Genomic DNA, 19,605 nt, shown 5'->3' on the forward strand with positions numbered 1-19,605 from the left:
CCATGACCGAGATCCGCACACCCCGCCTGCTGCTGCGCCGCTGGCGCGAGGACGACCTCGCGCCGATGGCCGAGATCAACGCCGACCCGCAGGTCATGCGGTTCATCGGCGACGGGACGCCGCGCGACCTGGAACAGACCGCCGAGTCCATCCAGCGGTGGGAGGACGAGTGGGACGACGAGGGCTTCGGCCTGTTCGCCGTCGAACTCCTCGGCTCGGGCGAGCTGGCCGGTTTCACCGGTCTCGCCGTCCCGTACTTCCTGCCCGAGGTGCTGCCCGCGGTGGAGATCGGCTGGCGGCTCGGCCGCCAGTTCTGGGGACAGGGGTACGCCTCGGAGGCGGCGCAGGCGGCCCTGGACTTCGCCGTCACCGACCGCGGTCTGGACCGGGTGATCAGCATCGCGCAGATCGGCAACCACGCCTCGGAGAACGTGATGCGCAAGCTCGGCCTGACGCCGGAGCGCGAGACCACCCACCCGCTGTCGGGACGGCCACTGCGGGTGCACGCCATCGACCTCACCGAATACCGGGCCTGAACGGACCGGCCACGGTGCACGAGTGGGACGGAGGGCACACAGCGAGCGACGCCGGTCACATGGACACATCACAGGCTTTTCACTAAGGTTTGCCTTGCCTAAGGCAACCTTGCGGTAGCACCTGCCTGCGCATCCCTGTCGTCCCCGCCGTTCTCCTTTCCTGCCCGTGGAGTTGTTGACCCATGTCTGCCGTGCCCAGAGCCTCCGCCGTCGCCCTGCTCTCCCTCGTCGTTCTCGGCACGGCCGCGGTCACCGGCTGCGCCAAGAAGAGCGACGCCTCCTCCGACGGCGCGATACGCGTGGACGCGGCCGACAACTCCTGCAAGGTCTCCAAGACCGAGTTCCCCTCCGGCACCGTCAGCCTGGACCTGCACAACAAGGGCTCCAAGGTCACCGAGGTCTACGTCTACGCCCCCGGCGACCGCATCGTCACCGAGCGGGAGAACATCGGCCCCGGCACCAGCGCCAGCATCACCGCCCAGATCAAGGCGGGCGCGTACGAGATCGCCTGCAAGCCCGGCATGAAGGGCGACGGCATCCGGCAGAAGATCACCGTCACCGGTGCGAACGCGCCCAAGCCCGGCGACCCGCGCCTGGACCAGGCGGTCGCCTCCTACCGCAAGTACTCGCAGGAGCAGGCGGATCTGACCATCCCGCTGGTGCAGAAGTTCGCCGACGCGGTCAAGGCCGGCGACGTCGCCGCCGCCAAGGCCGCCTTCGCGCCGTCGCGCGTCGGCTGGGAGCGCACCGAGCCGGTGGCCGAGAGCTTCGGCGACATCGACCCCAAGACCGACACCCGTGAGGACGGTCTGGAGGACGGCCAGAAGTGGACCGGCTGGCACCGGCTGGAGAAGACGCTGTGGACCACCGGCAAGCTGACGCCGGAGGACAGCACGCTCGCCGACCAGCTCGTCGCCGACCTCAAGGACTGGCAGAAGCGCGTCGGCACCGCCGACATCACCGCCACCAGCATGGCCAACGGCGCCAAGGAACTGCTGGACGAGGTCGCCACCGGCAAGGTCACCGGTGAGGAGGACCGCTACAGCCACACCGACCTGTCGGACTTCAACGCCAATGTGGACGGCGCCCGCAAGGCGTACGAGCTGCTGAAGCCGGTCGCGTCCGAGAAGGACCCGGAGCTGTCGAAGACGCTGGACACCGAATTCGCCGACATCCAGACGCTGCTGGACAAGTACCGGCAGGGTGACGGCTTCGTCTCCTACGACAAGGTCACCGAGAAGGAGCGCAAGGCGTTCTCCGACGCGGTGAACGCGCTCGCCGAGCCGCTGTCCAAGCTCGCCGCGGCCGTCGCGCCCGCCAAGTAGCCCCCGCGCCCCCGCGCGCACCCCACCGACGTCCCACCGCAGCTCACCGAGCCGTGGCACACCCCGCGAGGGGCGTGCCACGGCTGCGGCGCGGCGGGGCCCGGAACCGCACCGCAGCAGTACGCAGTACGCACAGCCGACAAGAAGGGCACCAACTCATGGGCGGAGCAGACGCGGCCGGCACCCACGGCGACCGGTCCACTCCCGACGGGCCCGCCGCCGACGGACCCGCTCCCGACGAGGCCGCCGACGAGCCCACCGCCGAGCGGGCCACGGGCCTCAGCCGCCGGGCGGTCATGGGCTGGGCCGGCGCCGGGCTGGCGCTCGGCGCGGCGGGCGGCGGTTCGGTCGCCGCGGCCGTGAGCGGCGGCTCGGACAGCGGCACCACGGTCTCGGACGGGGCGATCGCCTTCTACGGCGACCATCAGGCGGGCATCGCCACCCCTGTGCAGGACCGGCTGCACTTCGCCGCCTTCGACGTCCTCACCGACGACCGCAAGGAGCTGGCGGCGCTGCTCAAGGAGTGGACCAGCGCCGCCGCCGCGATGACCGCGGGCCGCGAGGTCGGCCAGGGCGCGGTGGACGGGCTGGCCGAGGCGCCGCCGGACGACACCGGTGAGGCGCTGGGTCTGCCGCCGTCCCGGCTGACCCTCACCATCGGCTTCGGCCCGAGCCTGTTCGAGCAGGTCGACGCGGACGGCACCCGCACCGACCGGTTCGGGCTGCGCGCGCGGCGGCCCGCGGCGCTGGTGGACCTGCCGCACTTTCCCGGCGACAGTCTCGATCCGGCCCGCAGCGGCGGCGACCTGTGCGTCCAGGCGTGCGCGGACGACCCGCAGGTCGCGGTGCACGCGATCCGCAATCTGGCCAGGATCGGCATGGGCAAGGTCTCGGTGCGCTGGTCGCAGCTCGGCTTCGGCAAGACCTCCTCGACCACTCCTGACGCCCAGACCCCGCGCAATCTGATGGGCTTCAAGGACGGCACCCACAACATCGCGGGCACCGACACCGCGACGCTCAAGGACCATGTCTGGGCGGCTCCCGGCGACGGCCAGGACTGGATGACCGGCGGCTCGTACCTGGTGGCGCGCCGGATCCGGATGCACATCGAGACCTGGGACCGCGAGGGTCTCAAGGCGCAGGAGGACGTCTTCGGCCGCACCAAGGGCGAGGGCGCGCCGTACGGCAAGCAGCGCGAGCGCGACACGCCCGACCTGGCGCGGCTGCCGAAGGACTCGCACGTCCGCCTCGCCCACCCGGACACCAACGGCGGGCTGCGGATCCTGCGCCGCGGCTTCTCCTTCACCGACGGCACCGACGGGCTCGGCCGCCTCGACGCCGGCCTGTTCTTCCTGGCCTACCAGCGCGACACCCGCAAGGCGTTCGTGCCGCTGCAGCGGCGGCTCGCCGCCAACGACGCGCTCAACGAGTACATCCAGCACGTCGGTTCCGCGCACTTCGCGTGCCCGCCCGGCGTCCGCAAACCCGGCGAGTGGTGGGGGCAAGCCCTGCTCGGCTGACGCCACCCGCCCCCGACCAGCGTCCCAACCGTCCCGGCCCCTGGAGTACCGCCGTGTTCGCCAACTATCTGATCGGCCTCCGAGAAGGTCTCGAAGCAAGCCTGATCGTCTGCATCCTGATCGCCTACCTGGTCAAGTCCGACCGCCGTGAGAGCCTGCCGCCGGTCTGGACCGGCATCGGCGCCGCGGTCGTGCTGAGCTTCGGCTTCGGCGCGCTGCTCCAGTTCGGCTCGTCCGAGCTCACCTTCAAGGCCCAGGAGGCGCTGGGCGGTTCACTGTCCATCGTCGCGGTCGGCCTGGTGACGTGGATGGTGTTCTGGATGCGCCGCACCGCCCGCCATCTGAAGGCCGAACTGCAGGGCAAGCTGGACGCGGCGCTCGCCATGGGCACCACCGCGCTGGTCGTCACCGCATTCTTGTCGGTGGGCCGCGAGGGCCTGGAGACGGCGCTGTTCGTGTGGACCGCGGTGCAGTCCAGCGACGACGGGGCGCGTCCGCTGGTCGGCGCGATGCTCGGTCTGGTCACCGCGGTGATCCTGGGCTGGCTGTTCTACCGGGGTGCGGTGCGGATCAATCTGGCGAAGTTCTTCACCTGGACCGGCGGCATGCTGGTCGTGGTCGCCGGCGGTGTCCTCGCGTACGGTCTGCACGACCTCCAGGAGGCGGGCTGGATCGGCGGCCTGAACAATCTGGCCTTCGACATCAGCTCCACGATCCCGCCGGACAGCTGGTACGGCACGCTGCTCAAGGGCATCTTCAACTTCCAGCCCGACCCGACCGTGCTGCAGCTGTGCGCCTGGTTCGCCTATCTGGTGCCGACGCTGTACTTCTTCTTCCGCCGCCCCGGCGGCAGCCGCCCGGCCCCGGCCGCGCGGGTCTCCCCCGAGCCGACGGCGAGCACCGAGACGGCGCACTGACCCGACCGCCCCGGCCCCGTCCCCCCGATATTGCTGTTCCGGCAACAAAGTTTGCCACGGCCGCCTAGGTGTCCGATGCTCCGGAAACGGAGGTGGTCACCATGACCGAGACGGTGAACGAGTACGGAACGGCCGGCGGGCCCGGGCACGCCGGTGAGGAGCGGCGCTACGACGTCGTGGTGGTGGGCGGCGGCGCCGCGGGACTGAGCGGCGCGCTGACGCTGGGCCGGGCGCGCCGCTCGGCGCTGGTGATCGACGCGGGCGAGCCGCGCAACGCGCCGGCCGACGGCATCCACAACTACCTGGGCCGGGAGGGCGCGCCACCGGCGGAGCTGCTGGCCACCGGCCACGACGAGGTGCGCCGCTACGGCGGCGAGATCACCGAGGGCCGCGCCGTCTCCGCCGCACGCCTGGCCGACGGCGGCTTCCGGGTCGTCCTCGACGACGGCCGCGCGGTCCGCGCCGACCGCCTGCTGCTGGCGACCGGCCTGGTGGACGAGCTGCCGCACGTCGAGGGGCTCGCGCGGCGGTGGGGCCGCGATGTGCTGCACTGCCCGTACTGCCACGGCTGGGAGGTGCGCGACCAGGCCGTCGGTGTGCTCGGCACCGGCCCGCTCGCGGTCCACCAGGCGCTGATGTGGCGGCAGTGGAGCGCGGACGTCACCCTCTTCCTGCACACCGCGCCCGAACCGGACGACGAGCAGTACGAACGGCTGGCCGCGCGCGGCATCGCCGTGGTCGACGGCACGGTCGAGTCGCTCGCGGTGACCGACGACCGGCTCACCGGCGTGGCGCTGGACGGCGGCCGGGTCGTCCCCTGCCAGGCTCTGGTGGTGGCCGCCCCCGTCAGCGCCAGGACCGACCTGCTCACCGACCTGGGCCTGGCGAAGGTCGGCCTGGAGATGGGCGGCGTGCCGGTCGGCGACCGGGTGGACGCCGACCCGACCCAGGCCACCTCGGTGCCGGGCGTCTGGGTGGCGGGCAACGTCACCGCTCCGACCGACGTCCTCATCGGTGCGGCGGCCGCGGGCGTACGGGCCGCGGCGGCGATCAACGCGGACCTGACCGAGCAGGAGACGGTCCGCGCGGTCGCGGCGCGCCGGGCCACGGCGGACGCCGTCTGATGCCGGCGGACCGGCCGGGGCCGGCGACCAGGCGCACCGAGGAACGACACACGAGGCAGACGGCGGCGGGACACGCCGGGGAAAGGGAGCGACCGATGACCGAGGACACGCACGCCGCCGACCAGCCGCTCCAGGGGCGGGAGTTCTGGGACGCGCGCTACGGCGAGAAGGCGCGGATCTGGAGCGGCAACCCCAACACCGTCCTGGTGCGCGAGGCCGCGGGGCTGCTGCCGGGCCGCGCGCTGGACCTGGGCTGTGGGGAGGGCGCCGACGCGATCTGGCTGGCCAAGGAGGGCTGGCGGGTCACCGCCGTGGACATCTCGGGGGTCGCGCTCGACCGGGCGGCAGGGCACGCCGCGCAGGCAGGTGTCGGCGACCGGATCGACTGGCAGCGGCACGACCTCGGCGAGTCCTTCCCCGAGGGCTCGTACGACCTCGTCTCCGCCCAATTCCTGCACACGCTCGGCGAGATGCCGCGCGAGGAGATCCTGCGGCGGGCCGCCGCCGCTGTCGCGCCCGAGGGCGTGCTGCTCGTCGTCGGTCACTCGGGCTTCCCGTCCTGGGAGAAGAACCCGCACCCCGAGGTGCACCTGCCGTCGCCGCAGGAGGTGCTGGCCGGTCTCGAACTGCCGGACGGCGCCTGGGAGGTGCTGCTGTGCGCCGAGCACGAGCGGATCCAGAACGACCCGGAGGGCCGGCCGACCACCCGCACCGACAATGCCGTGAAGGTCCGCAGGCTGCCGGCCGCGCGCTGAGCGGCGCGCCCGTACCCGCCCCGTCCCCGGCCCGCCGCTGTTCGGCGAGTCGGGGGTCTTCACCCCCCGGTCGGCATGGCGTCAGGTACGAGTGGGAACGTGAGGCGCATGACGGAGATCGGACTGCCCTCTGGCGTACGAGCCTGCCTCTTCGACCTGGACGGAGTGCTGACGCCCACCGCGCTGGTGCACGCCGCCGCGTGGAAGGAGACCTTCGACGACTTCCTGCGGGAGCGGGACGGCGACGGTTTCCGCCCGTTCGACGCGACGGCCGACTACGACGAGTACGTCGACGGCCGGCCGCGCGCCGACGGGGTGCGCAGCTTCCTCGCCTCCCGGCACATCGAACTGCCCGAGGGCGACGACGAGGACCCACCGGACAAGCAGACCGTGCACGGCCTCGGCAACCGCAAGAACGACGCCGTACTGGAGAAGATCCGCACCCAGGGCGTCAAGCCGTATCCCGGCTCGGTGCGCTATCTGGAGGCGGTCCGCGCGGCGGGTCTGCGGACCGCCGTGGTCTCCTCCAGCGCGAACTGCCGCGACGTACTGGTCTCGGCGGGCATCGAACACCTGCTGGACGTGCGGGTGGACGGTGCGACCGCCAAGGAGCGGCACCTGCCGGGCAAGCCGCACCCGGACACCTTCCTGGCCGCCGCCGCTGACCTGGGCTTCGACGCCGCCCGGGCGGCGGTCTTCGAGGACGCGCTGGTCGGCATGGACGCGGGCCGGGCCGGGCACTTCGGTTTCGTCGTCGGTGTGGACCGCGTCGGCCAGGCCGCCGCGCTGCGGCAGCACGGTGCGGATACGGTGGTCGAAGACCTCGCCGACCTGATCGGAGCCACCGCGTGATCACCGACCCGGCCTACGAGGTCGCCCCCTGGACGCTGCGCGAGTCCGAGCTGAATCTCGAGGTGCTGCCGCAGAGCGAGTCCGTCTTCGCGCTGTCCAACGGCCACATCGGCTGGCGCGGCAATCTCGACGAGGGCGAGCCCAACGGACTTCCCGGCTCGTATCTCAACGGCCTGTACGAGAGCCACCCGCTGCCGTACGCCGAGGCAGGCTACGGCGACCCGGAGTCCGGGCAGACCGTCATCAATGTCACCAACGGCAAGATCATCCGGCTGCTGGTGGACGACGAGCCGTTCGACCTGCGGTACGGCACCATCCGCGCGCACGAACGCGAACTCGACCTGCGGGACGGGGTGTTGCGCCGGGTGTGCGAGTGGGTCTCCCCCGCCGGCCGCGCGGTGCGGGTGACATCCACCCGGATGGTCTCCTTCACCCACCGCGCGGTCGCCGCGATCGCCTACGAGGTGGAGCCGCTGGACGGCAGCGTCCGGGTGGTCGTGCAGTCGGAGCTGGTGGCCAACGAGGAAGTGCCGCGCAGCAAGGGCGACCCGCGGCGGGCGGCGGCGCTGGAGAACCCGCTGGTGCCGGAGGAGAATTCGGCGGCCGGCACCCGGCTGCGCCTGGTGCACTCCACCGCGCGCAGCAAGCTGCGGCTGGCCGCCGCCGCGGACCATGTGGTCGCGGGGCCCGACGCCACCAAGCTCTCCTCGGAGTCCGACGACGACGTCAGCCGGCTGACCGTCACCTCGGTGCTGGAGTCGGGGCAGCGGCTGCGGGTGGAGAAGTACGTCGCCTACGGCTGGTCCGCGACCCGCTCGCTGCCCGCGCTGCGCGGCCAGGCGGACGCCGCCCTGGTCGGCGCGCGCGACACCGGCTGGGACGGGCTGCTGGCCCAGCAGCGCGCCTACCTCGACGACTTCTGGGACCGCGCCGATGTCGAGGTCGACGGCGACACCGAGATCCAGCAGGCGGTGCGCTTCGGTCTGTTCCACGTCCTCCAGGCCGGTGCGCGGGCCGAGGAGCGGGCCATCCCGGCCAAGGGCCTGACCGGCTCCGGCTACGACGGTCACACCTTCTGGGACGCCGAGACGTGCGTGCTGCCCGTGCTGACCTTCACCTCGCCGCGGGCGACCGCCGAGGTGCTGCGCTGGCGGCACAACACGCTGCCCGCCGCGCAGGAGCGGGCCCGGCAGCTCGGTCTGGCGGGCGCGGCCTTCCCCTGGCGGACCATCAACGGCGACGAGGCGTCCGGCTACTGGCCGGCCGGCACCGCAGCCTTCCACATCAACGCGGACATCGCCGACTCGGTGGCGCGCTATGTGACCACGACGGGGGACCGCGACTTCGAGGAGAACATCGGCCTCGAACTGCTCACCGAGACCGCCCGCCTGTGGCGTTCGCTGGGTCACCACGACCACTCCGGGGCGTTCCACATCGACGGTGTCACAGGACCCGACGAGTACAGCGCGATCAGCGACGACAACGCCTACACCAATCTGATGGCGCAGGCCAATCTGGTCGCCGCGGCCGACGCCGCCGAGCGGCACCCGCGCCGGGCGCACGAGTTGGGCATCACCGACGAGGAGACGGCGGCCTGGCGGGACGCGGCGGCGGCCATGACGCTGCCGTACAACGACGAACTGGGGGTGCACGAGCAGTCCAAGGGTTTCACCCGGCACCAGGTGTGGAATTTCGCCGAGACCGATTCCGCGCACTATCCGCTGCTGCTCAACTACGCCTACTTCGACCTGTACCGCAAGCAGGTGGTCAAGCAGGCCGATCTGGTGCTGGCGATGTTCCTGCGCGGCGACGCCTTCGAACACGCCCAGAAGATCCGCAACTTCGCCTACTACGAGCCGCTGACGGTACGCGACTCGTCGCTGTCGGCGTACTGCCAGTCGATCATCGCCGCGGAGGTCGGCCATCTCCAACTGGCCTACGACTACCTTGGCGAGTCGGCGCTGATCGACCTCGGCGACCTGGAGAACAACTCCCGGGACGGCCTGCACATCGCGGCGCTCGCCGGTACGTGGACGGCGCTGGTGTCGGGCCTCGGCGGGATGCGGCTCTTCGACGGCGACCCGATCCGGTTCGCGCCCCGGCTGCCGGACGCGCTCAGCCGGATCGCCTTCCGGCTGGCCTTCCGTGGCCGCCGGCTGCGGGTGGAGGTCACCCGGACGAAGGCGACGTACACCCTCGCCGCGGGCGAGCCGATCGAAGTGCTGCACTACGAGAAGCCGTTCATGCTGACCGGTGAGCACCCGGTCAGCCGTGACCTGCCGAAGATCACCCATCTGCCGCAGCCCGCGCAGCCGCCCGGCCGCGCGCCGCGCCGCCGCAATCAGCGGCCGAGCTGATGTGAAGGGGGCCCGGCCGCCAGTGGCGGCCGGACCCACGGCGATCTGCTGCGGACGGCCGGTGTCCGCGCTACCACCGGTACCAGCGGCCCCGGCTTCCACTGGCATTGGTGCCGCGGGCGACAAAGCCCAGCAGCCACAACACCAGCACCACCAGCGCGACCCACCAGAGGATCTTGACGGCGAAGCCGACACCGAACAGCAGCAGTGCGAGAAGCAGTACGACGATCAGTGGTCCCATGATTACCAACCTCCTGACGTCCGCGTTCCCGCGCCTTATTCGTTCATGCGCACGAAAAACGCCGCCCTCCCGGCCCCGTCGCGGGGTGGGAGGGCGGCGTGCCGAGGACTGGCGCTACCGCTCGTCCGGCGGCGTCGCGCGGCTGTGCCGCGTCTCGCTCTCCTCGGGCGGATGCCAGGATCCGGCGCGTTCCCTGGTCGGCGCCGGCTGCCGTTCGGGCGGCGCCGGCGGGGCCGATCTGCGCGCGGTCCTTCTGCTGCCGAGCAGAAATCCGCCGAGCAGGACGACGAGGACGACGATCGCGATGCCGATCGCCCACGCCGCCCCGGTGGACATGGCCAGTTCAGAGGTGTTCCGCAGGGCGGAGTGCATGACGACCTTCCTCTGTCGGTGCGCAAGGGGCGGCGGTTCGGCGGTCGTGCCGTGCCGTCCCCGTCCTTCAGCGACGGGCCAGCAGACGTACCCCTTCGGCGCTGGGCTTGTACGGCAGCCCGTAGTGCTCGAAGATCGCCGCCTCGTCCTCGACCGGCAGGACATCGTCCGTGCCGATGGAGGGGGCCGACTTCACCAGAGCCTTGCCGTAGGGGACCTTCACCCAGCCCGGACCGACGATCACGTCCACGACGGGCGCGAAGGTGAGCCGGTGCCGGGTGGGCAGGCCGATCTGGACGGTCACCATCAGCGGCTCGTCCGTACCGGTGTCCACGTACACCGCCTCGAGGGCGCCGATCTTGTGCCCTTCCTCGTCCACCACGTCGTGGTCCCGCCATTCGCGGAGATCTGCGGGCTTGATCATGGCGAACCTCCTGGGTGACGTCAGCTACCCGTTCACTGTGCGTCTGCCCCGCTCCGGCCGCCACACGCGTGCGGCAGTCGGGTCACCCGCGGCGCCTGACCGGGCCCCGGAACCGGCCCCGGTCAGTCGGTGCTCACCTCCGAGCGGTCACCGCCCCACAGCGTGTGGAAGGAACCCTCGCGGTCGGTGCGCCGGTAGGTGTGCGCACCGAAGTAGTCGCGCTGGCCCTGGGTGAGCGCCGCGGGCAGCCGCTCGGCGCGCAGCGCGTCGTAGTACGCCAGCGCCGCCGAGAAACCGGGGGTGGGGACGCCGTGCTCGACGGCGGTGGCCACCACCGAGCGCCAGTCGTCCTGCGCCGCGCCGATCTCGTCGGAGAACTGCTTGTCCGACAGCAGGCTCGGCAGGTCGGGCCGACTGTCGTAGGCGGACCTGATCCGGTCCAGGAACGCGGCCCTGATGATGCATCCGCCGCGCCAGATCGACGCGACGGCGCCCAGGTCGATGTCCCAGTCGTAGGTCTCGCTGCCGGCCTGGATCTGGTGGAAGCCCTGCGTGTAGGAGACGATCTTGGACGCGTACAGCGCCTGCTCCACCCGGTCGGCGAAGGCGGCGGCCTCGGCCTCGCCGAGTGTCGCGACCGACGGGCCCGGCAGGTCGCGCGAGGCGGCCCGCAGCCCGCCGTGGCCGGACAGCGACCGGGCGAAGACGGCCTCGGCGATGCCGGAGACGGGGACGCCGAGGTCGAGCGCGATCTGTACGGTCCAGCGGCCGGTGCCCTTCTGCTCCGCCTGGTCGGCGACGACGTCGACGAAGGGCTTGCCGGTGGCGGCGTCGGTGTGCGCGAGCACCTGCGCGGTGATCTCGATCAGGTACGAGTCGAGGCGCCCGGTGTTCCAGGTCGTGAAGATCTCGGCGATCTGCGCGGGCGAGTAGCCCGCGACCTCGCGCAGCAGGTGGTACGCCTCGGCGATGAGCTGCATGTCGGCGTACTCGATGCCGTTGTGCACCATCTTCACGAAGTGGCCGGCGCCGTCCGGGCCGATGTGCGTCGTGCAGGGCGTTCCGTCCTTCGCCTTCGCGGCGATCCGCTCCAGCAGCGGGCCGAGCGACTCGTAGGACTCGGCGGAGCCGCCGGGCATGATGGACGGCCCGTTGAGCGCGCCCTCCTCGCCGCCGGAGATGCCGACGCCGACGAAGTGGATGCCGCGCTCGCGCAGTTCCTTCTCGCGGCGGCGGGTGTCGGCGAAGTGCGCGTTGCCGCCGTCGATGATGACGTCGCCGGATTCCAGCAGCGGCGCGAATTCCTGGATCACGGCGTCGGTGGCCTCGCCGGCCTTCACCATGATGACCAGCCGCCGGGGCCGTTCCAGGGCGGCGACGAATTCCTCGGCGGTGCGCGCCGCGATGAAATTCCCCTCGTCGCCGTGCTCCTCGACCAGGGCGTCGGTCTTGGCGGTGGTGCGGTTGTGCAGGGCCACGGTGAAGCCGTGGCGGGCGAAATTCCGGGCGAGGTTGCTGCCCATCACTGCCAGCCCGGTGACGCCGATGTCCGCCGATGCGCTCATGCGATCTCTCCACGTTTCTCACGGGTGCCGGTCCGCCGCGGTGTCCGTGGTCCGGGCGCGGCCGGTCGATCTCTTGGTGTGCAACGGTCGCCGGTGCCGTGCGCTTCCCGTGGCGGCCACTGCCGAGCCTGCCCCTTCCGGCTCCGTCCAGCCACCCGTACGCGGCACGTGTACCCGCCACGGTGGACGGCGAGCGGCTGACGGCGGATCCGGCCGGGCCGGGAGCGCCGGGCTGCCGGATGATGACAGGGGCGGCCCGTACGGACCCGTACGGCAGGGGCGTCCACGGGGCGGTAGCGGAGAGGAGTCGCCGTGGCGGAGCAGCAGGACCGGCTGGCGAAATACCGCGGGATGCGGCGCTTCGACCGCACCGACGAGCCGGAGGGCGGCGCCGCGGCGCCCGGCGAGGACCCGTCCTTCGTGGTGCAGATCCATGACGCGACCCGGATGCACTTCGACTTCCGGCTGGAGGTCGACGGGGTGCTCAAGTCGTGGGCGGTGCCGCGCGGCCCCTCCACCGACCCGCGCGACAAGCGGCTCGCGGTGCCGACCGAGGACCACCCGCTGGAGTACCGCGGGTACGAGGGCATGATCCCGGGCGGCCAGTACGGCGCGGGCCCGGTCATCGTGTGGGACCACGGCACGTATCACCCGCTGGTGGACGGCGGGCCCGAGGCGTTCGCGCGGGCCCTGGAACGCGGTCACGCCTCCTTCGAGTTGCACGGGACGAAGCTGCGCGGCGCCTACGCGCTCACCCGGATCCACCAGGGCCCGGACGGCGGCGCCGGGGACGCGGCCGATCCGGCGTGGCTGCTGGTCAAGAAGAAGGACGCGCACAGCACGCCGGGCCGCCCCACCACCCCGGACCCGCACCGGGCCCGCTCGGTGCTGTCCGGCCGCACCCTCGCGGGCGTACGGCGCGAGGAGCCGCAGGACGGGTCCTAAGCGCGCCGTCGTTTGGCCGTCCCGCGGGCGGGCAGCCGCCCCGCGAGGGGCCACCGCCCCGGCGAGGAGGACGACGCCATGTCCGAGCACAGCACCTCCGCGACTCCCGAACCGCGTCCGCGCTGGGAGCGGGAGAACGGCCGCGACTGGGGCCAGACCAGCGAGCCCGTGCAGGAGCCGGCCGACACGCCGCGCGGCGCCAAGGGCGCCTTCCTCATCGGTCTCGGGGTGATCGTGCTGGCCGCGGTGATCGTCCTGATCGTCGCGCTGGTCTGACACCGGCCGGCCCGCGGCCCCGTATCCACGTTTCGGGGCGAAACGGGCGGGTACGGCCAACGACAGGACGGTGGCGGAGCTGGTGACGTCACCGACTGCCGTACGGCAGCCAACCGCTCCGCCGCATGACCACTCCGATCAGGAGGCACTGTGACGGACCAGGGAAGCAACAAGACCGGCCCCGCGCGCGACAACGAGCTGAAGAAGGAGATGCAGGGCGATCTCAAGGCCAATCGCGCCGTGCGGGTCGAGGAGCAGTACGAGCCGCAGCCGTCCGGCGAGGACCAGCCGCTCGCGGCCCGGCAGCCGGCAGGTGGCGCGGCGGGCGCGCCCGCGGGCATGACGCCGCAGGACGTGATCGTCCGCAGCGAACTTGCCAGGCACCTGGAGCGCTCGGTCTACCCGGCCGACCGTGCCACCCTGCTGGCGTCGCTGCGCCGCCACCAGGCTCCCGACGGCCTCACCGCACTGGTCTCCCGCCTTCCCGCGGCCGACACCTATCCCAATCTCCAGGGCGTCGTGACGGCACTCGGTCTCGGCGCCGAGCGCGGCCGGGGCTGACGCCGGAGTACCGCGGGCGGGGCCCGCGGCGGCGGGCCGAAGTCCGCGTCCGTGACCGTTCGACCGGCGCTCCGATCCGGATGAGGGGGCAGCGATGCCCACGCGACGCGAAGTGATGAGCCGCCTGCTCGCCGAGCAGGGCCGTACGTACGCCGAGGAGGCCGGAATCCGGCTCCGCGACACCCCGCAGCCGCTGTACCGGCTGCTCGTCCTGGCCCATCTGCTCAGCGCCAGGATCCGTGGCGACATCGCCGTCGCCGCGGCCCGCGCACTCGCCGACGACGGGCTGCGCGGGCCGCGGGCGATGGCGGACGCGACATGGCAGCGCCGGGTCGACGCCCTCGGCCGGGGCGGCTACCGCCGCTACGACGAAAGGACCGCCACCCAGCTCGGCGACGGCGCCCGGCTGCTCCTCGACGAGTACGGCGGCGACCTGCGACGGCTGCGGGACGCGGCGGACGGCCGGGTCACCGACCTCCGGCGGGCCCTGCGCCGCTTCCCCGGGATCGGGCCCGCGGGCGCGGACATCTTCCTGCGCGAGGCGCAGCGGGTGTGGACCGGTGTGGCGCCCTATCTGGACACCAAGGCCCTGGAGGGCGCCGAGCGGCTCGGTCTGCCGGACCGGCCCGCCGCGCTGATGCGACTGGCGGACGGGGCCGAGCCGGCGGTCGTCGCCGCCGCGCTGGTACGGGCGGCGCTCGGCGCGCGTCCGGCGGGCACGAGCACCTGACCGGTCCTCAGGGGTGCGTGAGGCGTTCCAGGAGTGCCAGGGCCTCCAGGACGGTCGCGCGTTCCTCGGGGGTGTAGCGGTCCTGGAAGGCGCGGGCCAGCCACTCCTCGCGGGCGGCGCGGTTGCCCTGGACGCGTTCGCGGCCCGCCGCCGTGAGGACGATGAGCTGGCGGCGGCCGTCGCGCGGATCGGGGTGCCGCTCGATCAGCCCGTGCTGGTCGAGCGCGGCGAGGGCGACGGCCATCGACTGCGGGCGGACGCCTTCCGCCGTGGCCAGGGCGCTGGCCGTGGCCTCCTCGCCCTTGCCGAGGCGGCTGAGCACCGAGGTCTGGGAAGGGGTCAGGTCCTGGGTGCCGGCGATCTCGCGGAACCGGCGCAGCAGGCGGCTGATCACCACCCGCAGGTCACGGGCCGCGTGGACCGCGGTCTCTGAAATGTCGTCGGTGCTCTCGTCCATGCCTCTACCGTAGGGAAGCCGGTGCCGCGGCGGCGGCACGGGAGCGCGTCACGCGCGGCGGGTCGGCGTCGGGCTCGTGCGTGCTGCGGGGTCCGGCCGGTCGTGGTCGGGCGGTCAGCCGCTCTGCGGCGGCGACCAGACGTACGGCGTCGTGGTCGTCACCGCGTGGAAGCCGAGCCGCCGCAGGATCGGCGCGCTGTCGTCGGAGGCGTCGACCTGGAGGTAGCGGATGCCCCGGGCGGCGGCGACGGACGCGCGGACGGCGACCAGGGCGCGGTAGATGCCGCGTCCGCGCCACTCCTGGAGCGTGGATCCGCCCCACAGACCCGCGAAGTCGGTGCCGGTGCGCACCACCAGCCAGGCCGCGGAGACGACCTCTCCCCCGGCCTCCGCCACGAAGACGGCGACTTCGTCGGGCGCGGCGGCGACCCGGGCGATCAGGTCGTCGCCGAGCCAGGCCCAGTCCTGGCCCCAGACCACCGACTCCATGGCGGCGATCCGCCGCATGTCGGCGTCCGCGGTGACCTGGCGCAGCGCCACCCCGTCGGGCAGTACGGGCTCGGCGGCCATCTCCCGCGCCCGCCCGATCAGTACGGTCTCCCGCTCCTCGGGGAGGAAGCCGGCGGCCCGCAGCCGGTCGGGCAGCGCGGCCGGGCGGTCGGGCAGCGCGGCCGGGCGGTCGTGGCCACGGGTCTTCCACTCCAGGGACTCGCCGCGCGCGGCGAAGTGGTCGCGCTGCCGCGCGATCAGCAGGTCCAGTTCCGCACCGTCCACCCCGAGGTCGGGCGGTGTGCTCACGAACCCGCGGAACTGCCCCGTCAACCGCAGCACCGGCCCGTCCTGCTCGGCCACGACTCCGGCCGGGAGGTTGGGCGGTACGCCCCGCATCTGCTCGTCATAGGCCGCGAGCAGGCCGTCGGTGTTCGTCATATGAGCCAAGGCTACGAACGGCGGCAAGTGGTTTTCGCCGCCCGGCCGATGAGTTCGGCGCGCCGGGGCGGTCTACCGGGACATGACTGCTTCCGTACCTTCCACGAGTCCTCGGGCGCATGTCCCGCCACGCATCGTCGACCGCGCCGCCCAGCCGTACGCGGGCGTGCGGTCGGTCGTCACCATGGACACCGTCGCGACCGTCGCGCACCGCATCCCCGAGGTCATCGGGCGGCTGGCCGCGCTCGGCGTCGAACCGGCCGGGCCGCCCTTCCTCAAGTACAACGTCATTGATATGGCACGGCAGTTGGAGATCGAGGCGGGCGTGCCCGTCGCCGGCGCCGTGGTCGCCGACGGCGACCTCTTCTCCGGTGTGCTGCCCGCGGGCCGCTTCGCGACGTACACGCATGTCGGCGGCCCGGACGGTCTGATCGGCGCGAACGCGCTGCTGCTCGACTGGGCCGCCGCGGCCGGTCTGCGCTGGGACATGGCGCCGTCGCAGGACGGTGACCGATGGGGCTGCCGGACGGAGAACTATCTGACCGACCCGCGCGTCCAGCCCGACACCTCCAAGTGGGAGACGGAGCTGGCCTTCAGGCTGGCCGACTGACCGTCCCGGCGTCCGCCGTCGCGGGGGCGCCGACGTCCGCCGTCGCGGGGTCGGCGGCGACCAGTTCCAGCAGACCGGCGAATCCGGCGTCCGCCAGGGCATGGCGCTGGCGGACGGCGCCGGTTCCCTCGGCCAGGATCCGCCGCACCCCGGACGTCACCCGGTCGGCGTCGCCGGCCTCGTCGAGCGCGGGACCGACATACGCCAGCAGCGCGGCGACGACAGCTCCGGCGGGCGCGGGTTCGCCGCTCACCGGGTCGACGAGGTCGCCGCCGAGCCCGTGCCTGGCCGCGTGCCAGCCGGCCGCCCGCACGATCTCGTGCGGCGGGATCAGCGGCGGTGTGCCCGTGTCGGCCTCGCGCAGCGCGGTGATCACCAAAGCGCGGGTGAGCCCGGCGATCGTGACGGCGTCGGGGACGTCGAGCTGTACGTCGGGGGCCCGGACCTCCAGCGTCGGGTAGCGGTCGGACAGCCGTGCGTGCCAGTACGCCTGGTGCGGCTCGCGCATCACGCCGGTGGCGAGCAGCCGTTCGAGGGTGGCGTCGTAGTCGGCGGCGTCCCGCGCGTACGGCGGGACGCCGCTGACCGGCCAGCGGCCGAAGACGACGGTGCGCCAGCTGGCGAAGCCGGTGTCCAGGCCGTCCCAGAACGGCGAGTTGGCGCCGAGCGCCACGAGAGCGGGCAGCCACGGCCGCAGCCGTCCGAGCGCGGCGGCGCCCGCCGACCTGTCCGGTATCGCCACATGGATGTGCATGCCGTTGATGAGCTGCTCGTCCACGAGGTGCGCCGCCTGGGCGCGCATCGCGTGATAGCGGGGTTTCTCGGTGACCGGCACCGGCACCGGCTCGCGGTCCGCGACCGGGGCGGCGCCTGTGGCGACGACGCGGCATCCGGTCCGCCGCGCCGCGGCGCTCACGGCCCTGCGGAACCGCGTGAGGTGGGCCGCTACCTCCGCCAGGTCCTCGCACACGGGGGTGGCGACCTCCACCTGTGCCTGGAGCAGTTCGTTGTCCACCTCGCCCTCGGCCAGGCCCGCCTCCCGGTCGGCGGCCGCCCGCACCCGCGACGCCCGCGCCGCGGGCAGCCCGGTGCCGTCGTCCAGCAGCAGATATTCCTCTTCCACACCGAGCGTGACCATGTCCGGCGTCTAACCCGGCCGTGCGCACGCATTCTGCCGGGTCGGCGGCCAGAAAGGTCAGGTCAGGCGGGTCAGCCGCCGCTTGCGGGCCTTGTGCCACACGTGCGGCAGCGCGCGTCCGGCCCGCTCGGCGAGGTCGTCCTGCCGGGCCCGGAGCAGGCCGTACGCGAAGGTGTTGGCGCCCGCGCGGTGGGCGTCGACGGCCAGCGTCGGCAGTGCGGCGCGCGCGACGACGGCGTCCTGATGCTCGCCGAGCACCTGCTGCACGGCCTTGGCGCGTTTGCGCAGCCGCCGGGCCCGCTTGCCCGCGTACGGCAGGGCGGTCTCCGCGGTGTGCCGGACGCGCCGGGCCGCCTTGCGGGCGGCGTGCAGCGCCAGGTCCCGTTCCTCGCCCGCGGGGGCGGCCTGCGCCGCGGCGATCCGGCGGGCGAGCCTGCGGTGGTCGCGTGCGGCGGCCTTGCTCAGCTGCGCAAGGGCGGGCTTGCGGGCCCTGCGCCGCAGCGGCGGGTCGGCGCGCAGCGCGTCGAGGGCGTCGAGCAGCGCGAAGTAGCGCGGCTCGTCGAGCGCCAGGACGGCGGTCCGCCATGCGGTGTCGTGCCGTTCGCGTTCCTGCTTGCCGATCCGGCGGGCCGCCGCGCGGTGCTCGGGGCCGAGGCGCAGCATGTGGGCCGGCAGCCGGTCGGCCAGAACCTCGTGGTCGCGTGCGGGTGCCAGCAGCGAGGTGAGCCAGGCGAGTTCGCGGATTACCGGCTCCGTGCGGTCGCGGTCGAGCAGCCGGCGGTGGCTGCGCAACAGATTGCGGATCCGCCGGGAGGCGGTACGCATTCCGTGCAGGGCGTCCGCCTCGTCCGCGCGCACTCCGGGATCCAGGTCCAGCAGCGCGGAGACCTGCTGGTCGAGCCGCCGCATGATCGCCTCGCCCGCCGAGCCCGGCCGCACCTTGCGCCGGCTGCCGCCGGCCCGTTCGCGCGCCGCGGGCAGTTCTTCGGCGAGGGTGTGGTCCAGCTTGTGGGCGCTGGGCGACGGATACCAGCCCGCGTCGGCCAGGCGGCGCGCCGCGGCGTCCAGCAGCCGGGGGCCGCCGTCCTCCAGCTCGACCTCGATCTCGAACCAGTGGGTGAGGCGGGTGCTGGTGTCCGCGCTGTCCTTCTTCGCCGCCGCGCCCAGCCGTTCCGTCCCGAGCACCTGCGCGGCGACCCGGTCCTGCGCGACCTCGGCCAGCGGCCGGCCCTTCTTGTCGAGCAGCACATGACGGCGGCGGTGCGTGCGGACGTGTGCCACCGGTGTGAGGGGGCCGCCGCGTGCGAACGCGGCCAGTCTCCGGGCGAGTTCGGGCGGTACGGCGCCGGCCTTTCCCGCCTTCAGCGGCGCGTGGATCTCCCGGTTCCCGCGGTGCGCCTGCGGCTTGGGCATCTTCACGTGCCAGCCGGCGTCGTGGCCGCCGCGGCGGCGGCGCAGCGTGATGCCGTGCGTCAGCAGGCGCAGGTCGGCAGTGTCGTAGTAGAGGGCGTCCAGTTCCTCCGCGACCTCCTCGCGTATCCGGGCGACGCCCGGGAGACCCCGGAGTGCCTCGGGGTCGAAGACGCCGCTTCCTTCGAACTTGGCTTCTCGCTCCGTTCGGATGGTGGTCATACTCATCGCGTGCCCCTCTCTGTCCAGGGCACCCCCGTTCCCCGCACGCACGGACGACGGCCCCTCTCCGAGGGGGCGGCTTTCGCCTGACGGCGAGCGAGTCTTTTAGGGCGCGGGGTCGCGCGCTGCGTCGGCGGAAGTGGGTGCCCGATAGGGGCGCGGGGAACTGCGCGCTCAGCCCGCGCGGGCCTTCAGGCGAAAAACCGCCCACAGCGGGGCAGACGCTGTTGTTTTGCGACCACCGGCCCGGTGGTGGGTTGCTCGCGCAGTTCCCCGCGCCCCTAAAAACATGACTCCCGCACTCCGCAGGAGACATCAGGCACCCCTGGCAGGGGATC

The 19,605-nt window shown here is 73.0% G+C and carries 21 protein-coding genes; 13 read left to right on the top strand and 8 right to left on the bottom strand.

Annotated features, from left to right (window positions below):
- Positions 1-2: 2 nt before the first annotated feature.
- The 8 genes from BM076_RS18955 (at position 3) to BM076_RS18990 (ending at position 9,386) form a co-directional block, all read left to right on the top strand.
- Positions 3-536, top strand: a complete 534-nt coding sequence (locus BM076_RS18955; RefSeq protein ID WP_093714773.1) for a GNAT family N-acetyltransferase — start codon at positions 3-5, stop codon at positions 534-536.
- Positions 537-718: 182 nt separating this feature from the next.
- Positions 719-1,861, top strand: coding sequence for an iron uptake system protein EfeO (gene efeO / locus BM076_RS18960; protein ID WP_093714774.1), 1,143 nt, complete (start codon positions 719-721; stop codon positions 1,859-1,861).
- Between the two features lie 158 nt (positions 1,862-2,019).
- Entirely contained in the window at positions 2,020-3,381 is a 1,362-nt protein-coding gene (efeB, locus tag BM076_RS18965) for an iron uptake transporter deferrochelatase/peroxidase subunit (RefSeq protein WP_093714775.1), read from the top strand.
- Between the two features lie 53 nt (positions 3,382-3,434).
- Positions 3,435-4,298 carry an iron uptake transporter permease EfeU gene (efeU, locus tag BM076_RS18970; protein ID WP_093714776.1) on the top strand — a complete coding sequence of 288 codons (864 nt, stop codon included), beginning with the start codon at positions 3,435-3,437 and terminating at the stop codon, positions 4,296-4,298.
- A gap of 101 nt (positions 4,299-4,399) precedes the next feature.
- Positions 4,400-5,422 (top strand): NAD(P)/FAD-dependent oxidoreductase, encoded by a 1,023-nt coding sequence (locus tag BM076_RS18975; RefSeq protein ID WP_093714839.1) that lies wholly within the window; start codon positions 4,400-4,402, stop codon positions 5,420-5,422.
- 95 nt (positions 5,423-5,517) lie between these two features.
- A complete protein-coding gene (locus BM076_RS18980; RefSeq protein ID WP_093714777.1) occupies positions 5,518-6,177 on the top strand; it encodes an SAM-dependent methyltransferase in 660 nt (219 codons plus the stop codon).
- A gap of 108 nt (positions 6,178-6,285) precedes the next feature.
- Positions 6,286-7,029, top strand: coding sequence for a beta-phosphoglucomutase family hydrolase (locus BM076_RS18985; RefSeq protein WP_093714778.1), 744 nt, complete (start codon positions 6,286-6,288; stop codon positions 7,027-7,029).
- On the top strand, positions 7,026-9,386 hold the full coding sequence (locus BM076_RS18990; protein ID WP_093714779.1) for a glycoside hydrolase family 65 protein: 2,361 nt from the start codon (positions 7,026-7,028) through the stop codon (positions 9,384-9,386). The genes BM076_RS18985 and BM076_RS18990 overlap by 4 nt, the downstream gene beginning before the upstream one ends.
- 70 nt (positions 9,387-9,456) lie before the next feature.
- Here BM076_RS18990 and BM076_RS18995 read toward each other — a convergent pair whose 3' ends face one another.
- The 4 genes from BM076_RS18995 to gndA form a co-directional block, all read right to left on the bottom strand.
- A complete protein-coding gene (locus BM076_RS18995; protein WP_093714780.1) occupies positions 9,457-9,627 on the bottom strand; it encodes a hydrophobic protein in 171 nt (56 codons plus the stop codon).
- A gap of 114 nt (positions 9,628-9,741) precedes the next feature.
- Positions 9,742-9,999, bottom strand: a complete 258-nt coding sequence (locus BM076_RS19000; RefSeq protein WP_093714781.1) for a DUF6479 family protein — start codon at positions 9,997-9,999, stop codon at positions 9,742-9,744.
- Between the two features lie 67 nt (positions 10,000-10,066).
- Positions 10,067-10,423, bottom strand: coding sequence for a PRC-barrel domain-containing protein (locus BM076_RS19005; protein ID WP_093714782.1), 357 nt, complete (start codon positions 10,421-10,423; stop codon positions 10,067-10,069).
- Positions 10,424-10,545: 122 nt separating this feature from the next.
- A complete protein-coding gene (gene gndA, locus BM076_RS19010; protein WP_093714783.1) occupies positions 10,546-11,988 on the bottom strand; it encodes an NADP-dependent phosphogluconate dehydrogenase in 1,443 nt (480 codons plus the stop codon).
- A 312-nt stretch (positions 11,989-12,300) separates the two neighbouring features.
- On the opposite strand from gndA, the gene BM076_RS19015 reads away from it, so the two are divergent.
- The 4 genes from BM076_RS19015 to BM076_RS19030 all read left to right on the top strand — a co-directional run bounded on the left by BM076_RS19015 (position 12,301) and on the right by BM076_RS19030 (position 14,500).
- Positions 12,301-12,933: a DNA polymerase ligase N-terminal domain-containing protein gene (locus BM076_RS19015; protein ID WP_093714784.1), complete on the top strand. Its 633-nt coding sequence runs from the start codon at positions 12,301-12,303 to the stop codon at positions 12,931-12,933.
- Between the two features lie 78 nt (positions 12,934-13,011).
- The gene (locus BM076_RS19020; protein ID WP_143120593.1) at positions 13,012-13,209 is read left to right on the top strand and encodes a hypothetical protein; all 198 of its coding nucleotides are present in this window, start codon (positions 13,012-13,014) and stop codon (positions 13,207-13,209) included.
- A gap of 150 nt (positions 13,210-13,359) precedes the next feature.
- Entirely contained in the window at positions 13,360-13,770 is a 411-nt protein-coding gene (locus BM076_RS19025; protein WP_093714786.1) for a DUF2795 domain-containing protein, read from the top strand.
- Between the two features lie 94 nt (positions 13,771-13,864).
- On the top strand, positions 13,865-14,500 hold the full coding sequence (locus BM076_RS19030) for an HhH-GDP family DNA glycosylase (RefSeq protein WP_177246511.1): 636 nt from the start codon (positions 13,865-13,867) through the stop codon (positions 14,498-14,500).
- Between the two features lie 7 nt (positions 14,501-14,507).
- Here the strand turns inward: BM076_RS19030 and BM076_RS19035 are convergent, their stop codons facing one another.
- Together BM076_RS19035 and BM076_RS19040 are read right to left on the bottom strand one after the other, a co-directional pair.
- A complete protein-coding gene (locus BM076_RS19035; RefSeq protein WP_093714788.1) occupies positions 14,508-14,957 on the bottom strand; it encodes a MarR family winged helix-turn-helix transcriptional regulator in 450 nt (149 codons plus the stop codon).
- A gap of 114 nt (positions 14,958-15,071) precedes the next feature.
- Positions 15,072-15,887, bottom strand: a complete 816-nt coding sequence (locus BM076_RS19040; protein WP_093714789.1) for a GNAT family N-acetyltransferase — start codon at positions 15,885-15,887, stop codon at positions 15,072-15,074.
- 82 nt (positions 15,888-15,969) lie between these two features.
- On the opposite strand from BM076_RS19040, the gene BM076_RS19045 reads away from it, so the two are divergent.
- On the top strand, positions 15,970-16,497 hold the full coding sequence (locus tag BM076_RS19045; protein WP_093714790.1) for a GyrI-like domain-containing protein: 528 nt from the start codon (positions 15,970-15,972) through the stop codon (positions 16,495-16,497).
- On the opposite strand, the gene BM076_RS19050 is transcribed toward BM076_RS19045, so the two are convergent.
- On the bottom strand, positions 16,481-17,635 hold the full coding sequence (locus BM076_RS19050) for a carboxylate-amine ligase (protein WP_093714791.1): 1,155 nt from the start codon (positions 17,633-17,635) through the stop codon (positions 16,481-16,483). The two genes, BM076_RS19045 and BM076_RS19050, sit on opposite strands and share 17 nt — an antisense overlap.
- 57 nt (positions 17,636-17,692) lie before the next feature.
- Positions 17,693-19,273, bottom strand: a complete 1,581-nt coding sequence (locus tag BM076_RS19055; RefSeq protein WP_093714792.1) for a CYTH and CHAD domain-containing protein — start codon at positions 19,271-19,273, stop codon at positions 17,693-17,695.
- Between the last annotated feature and the right edge of the window lie 332 nt (positions 19,274-19,605).

This window comes from Actinacidiphila alni (genome assembly GCF_900112845.1).
GTDB classification, from domain to species: Bacteria; Actinomycetota; Actinomycetes; order Streptomycetales; family Streptomycetaceae; genus Actinacidiphila; species Actinacidiphila alni.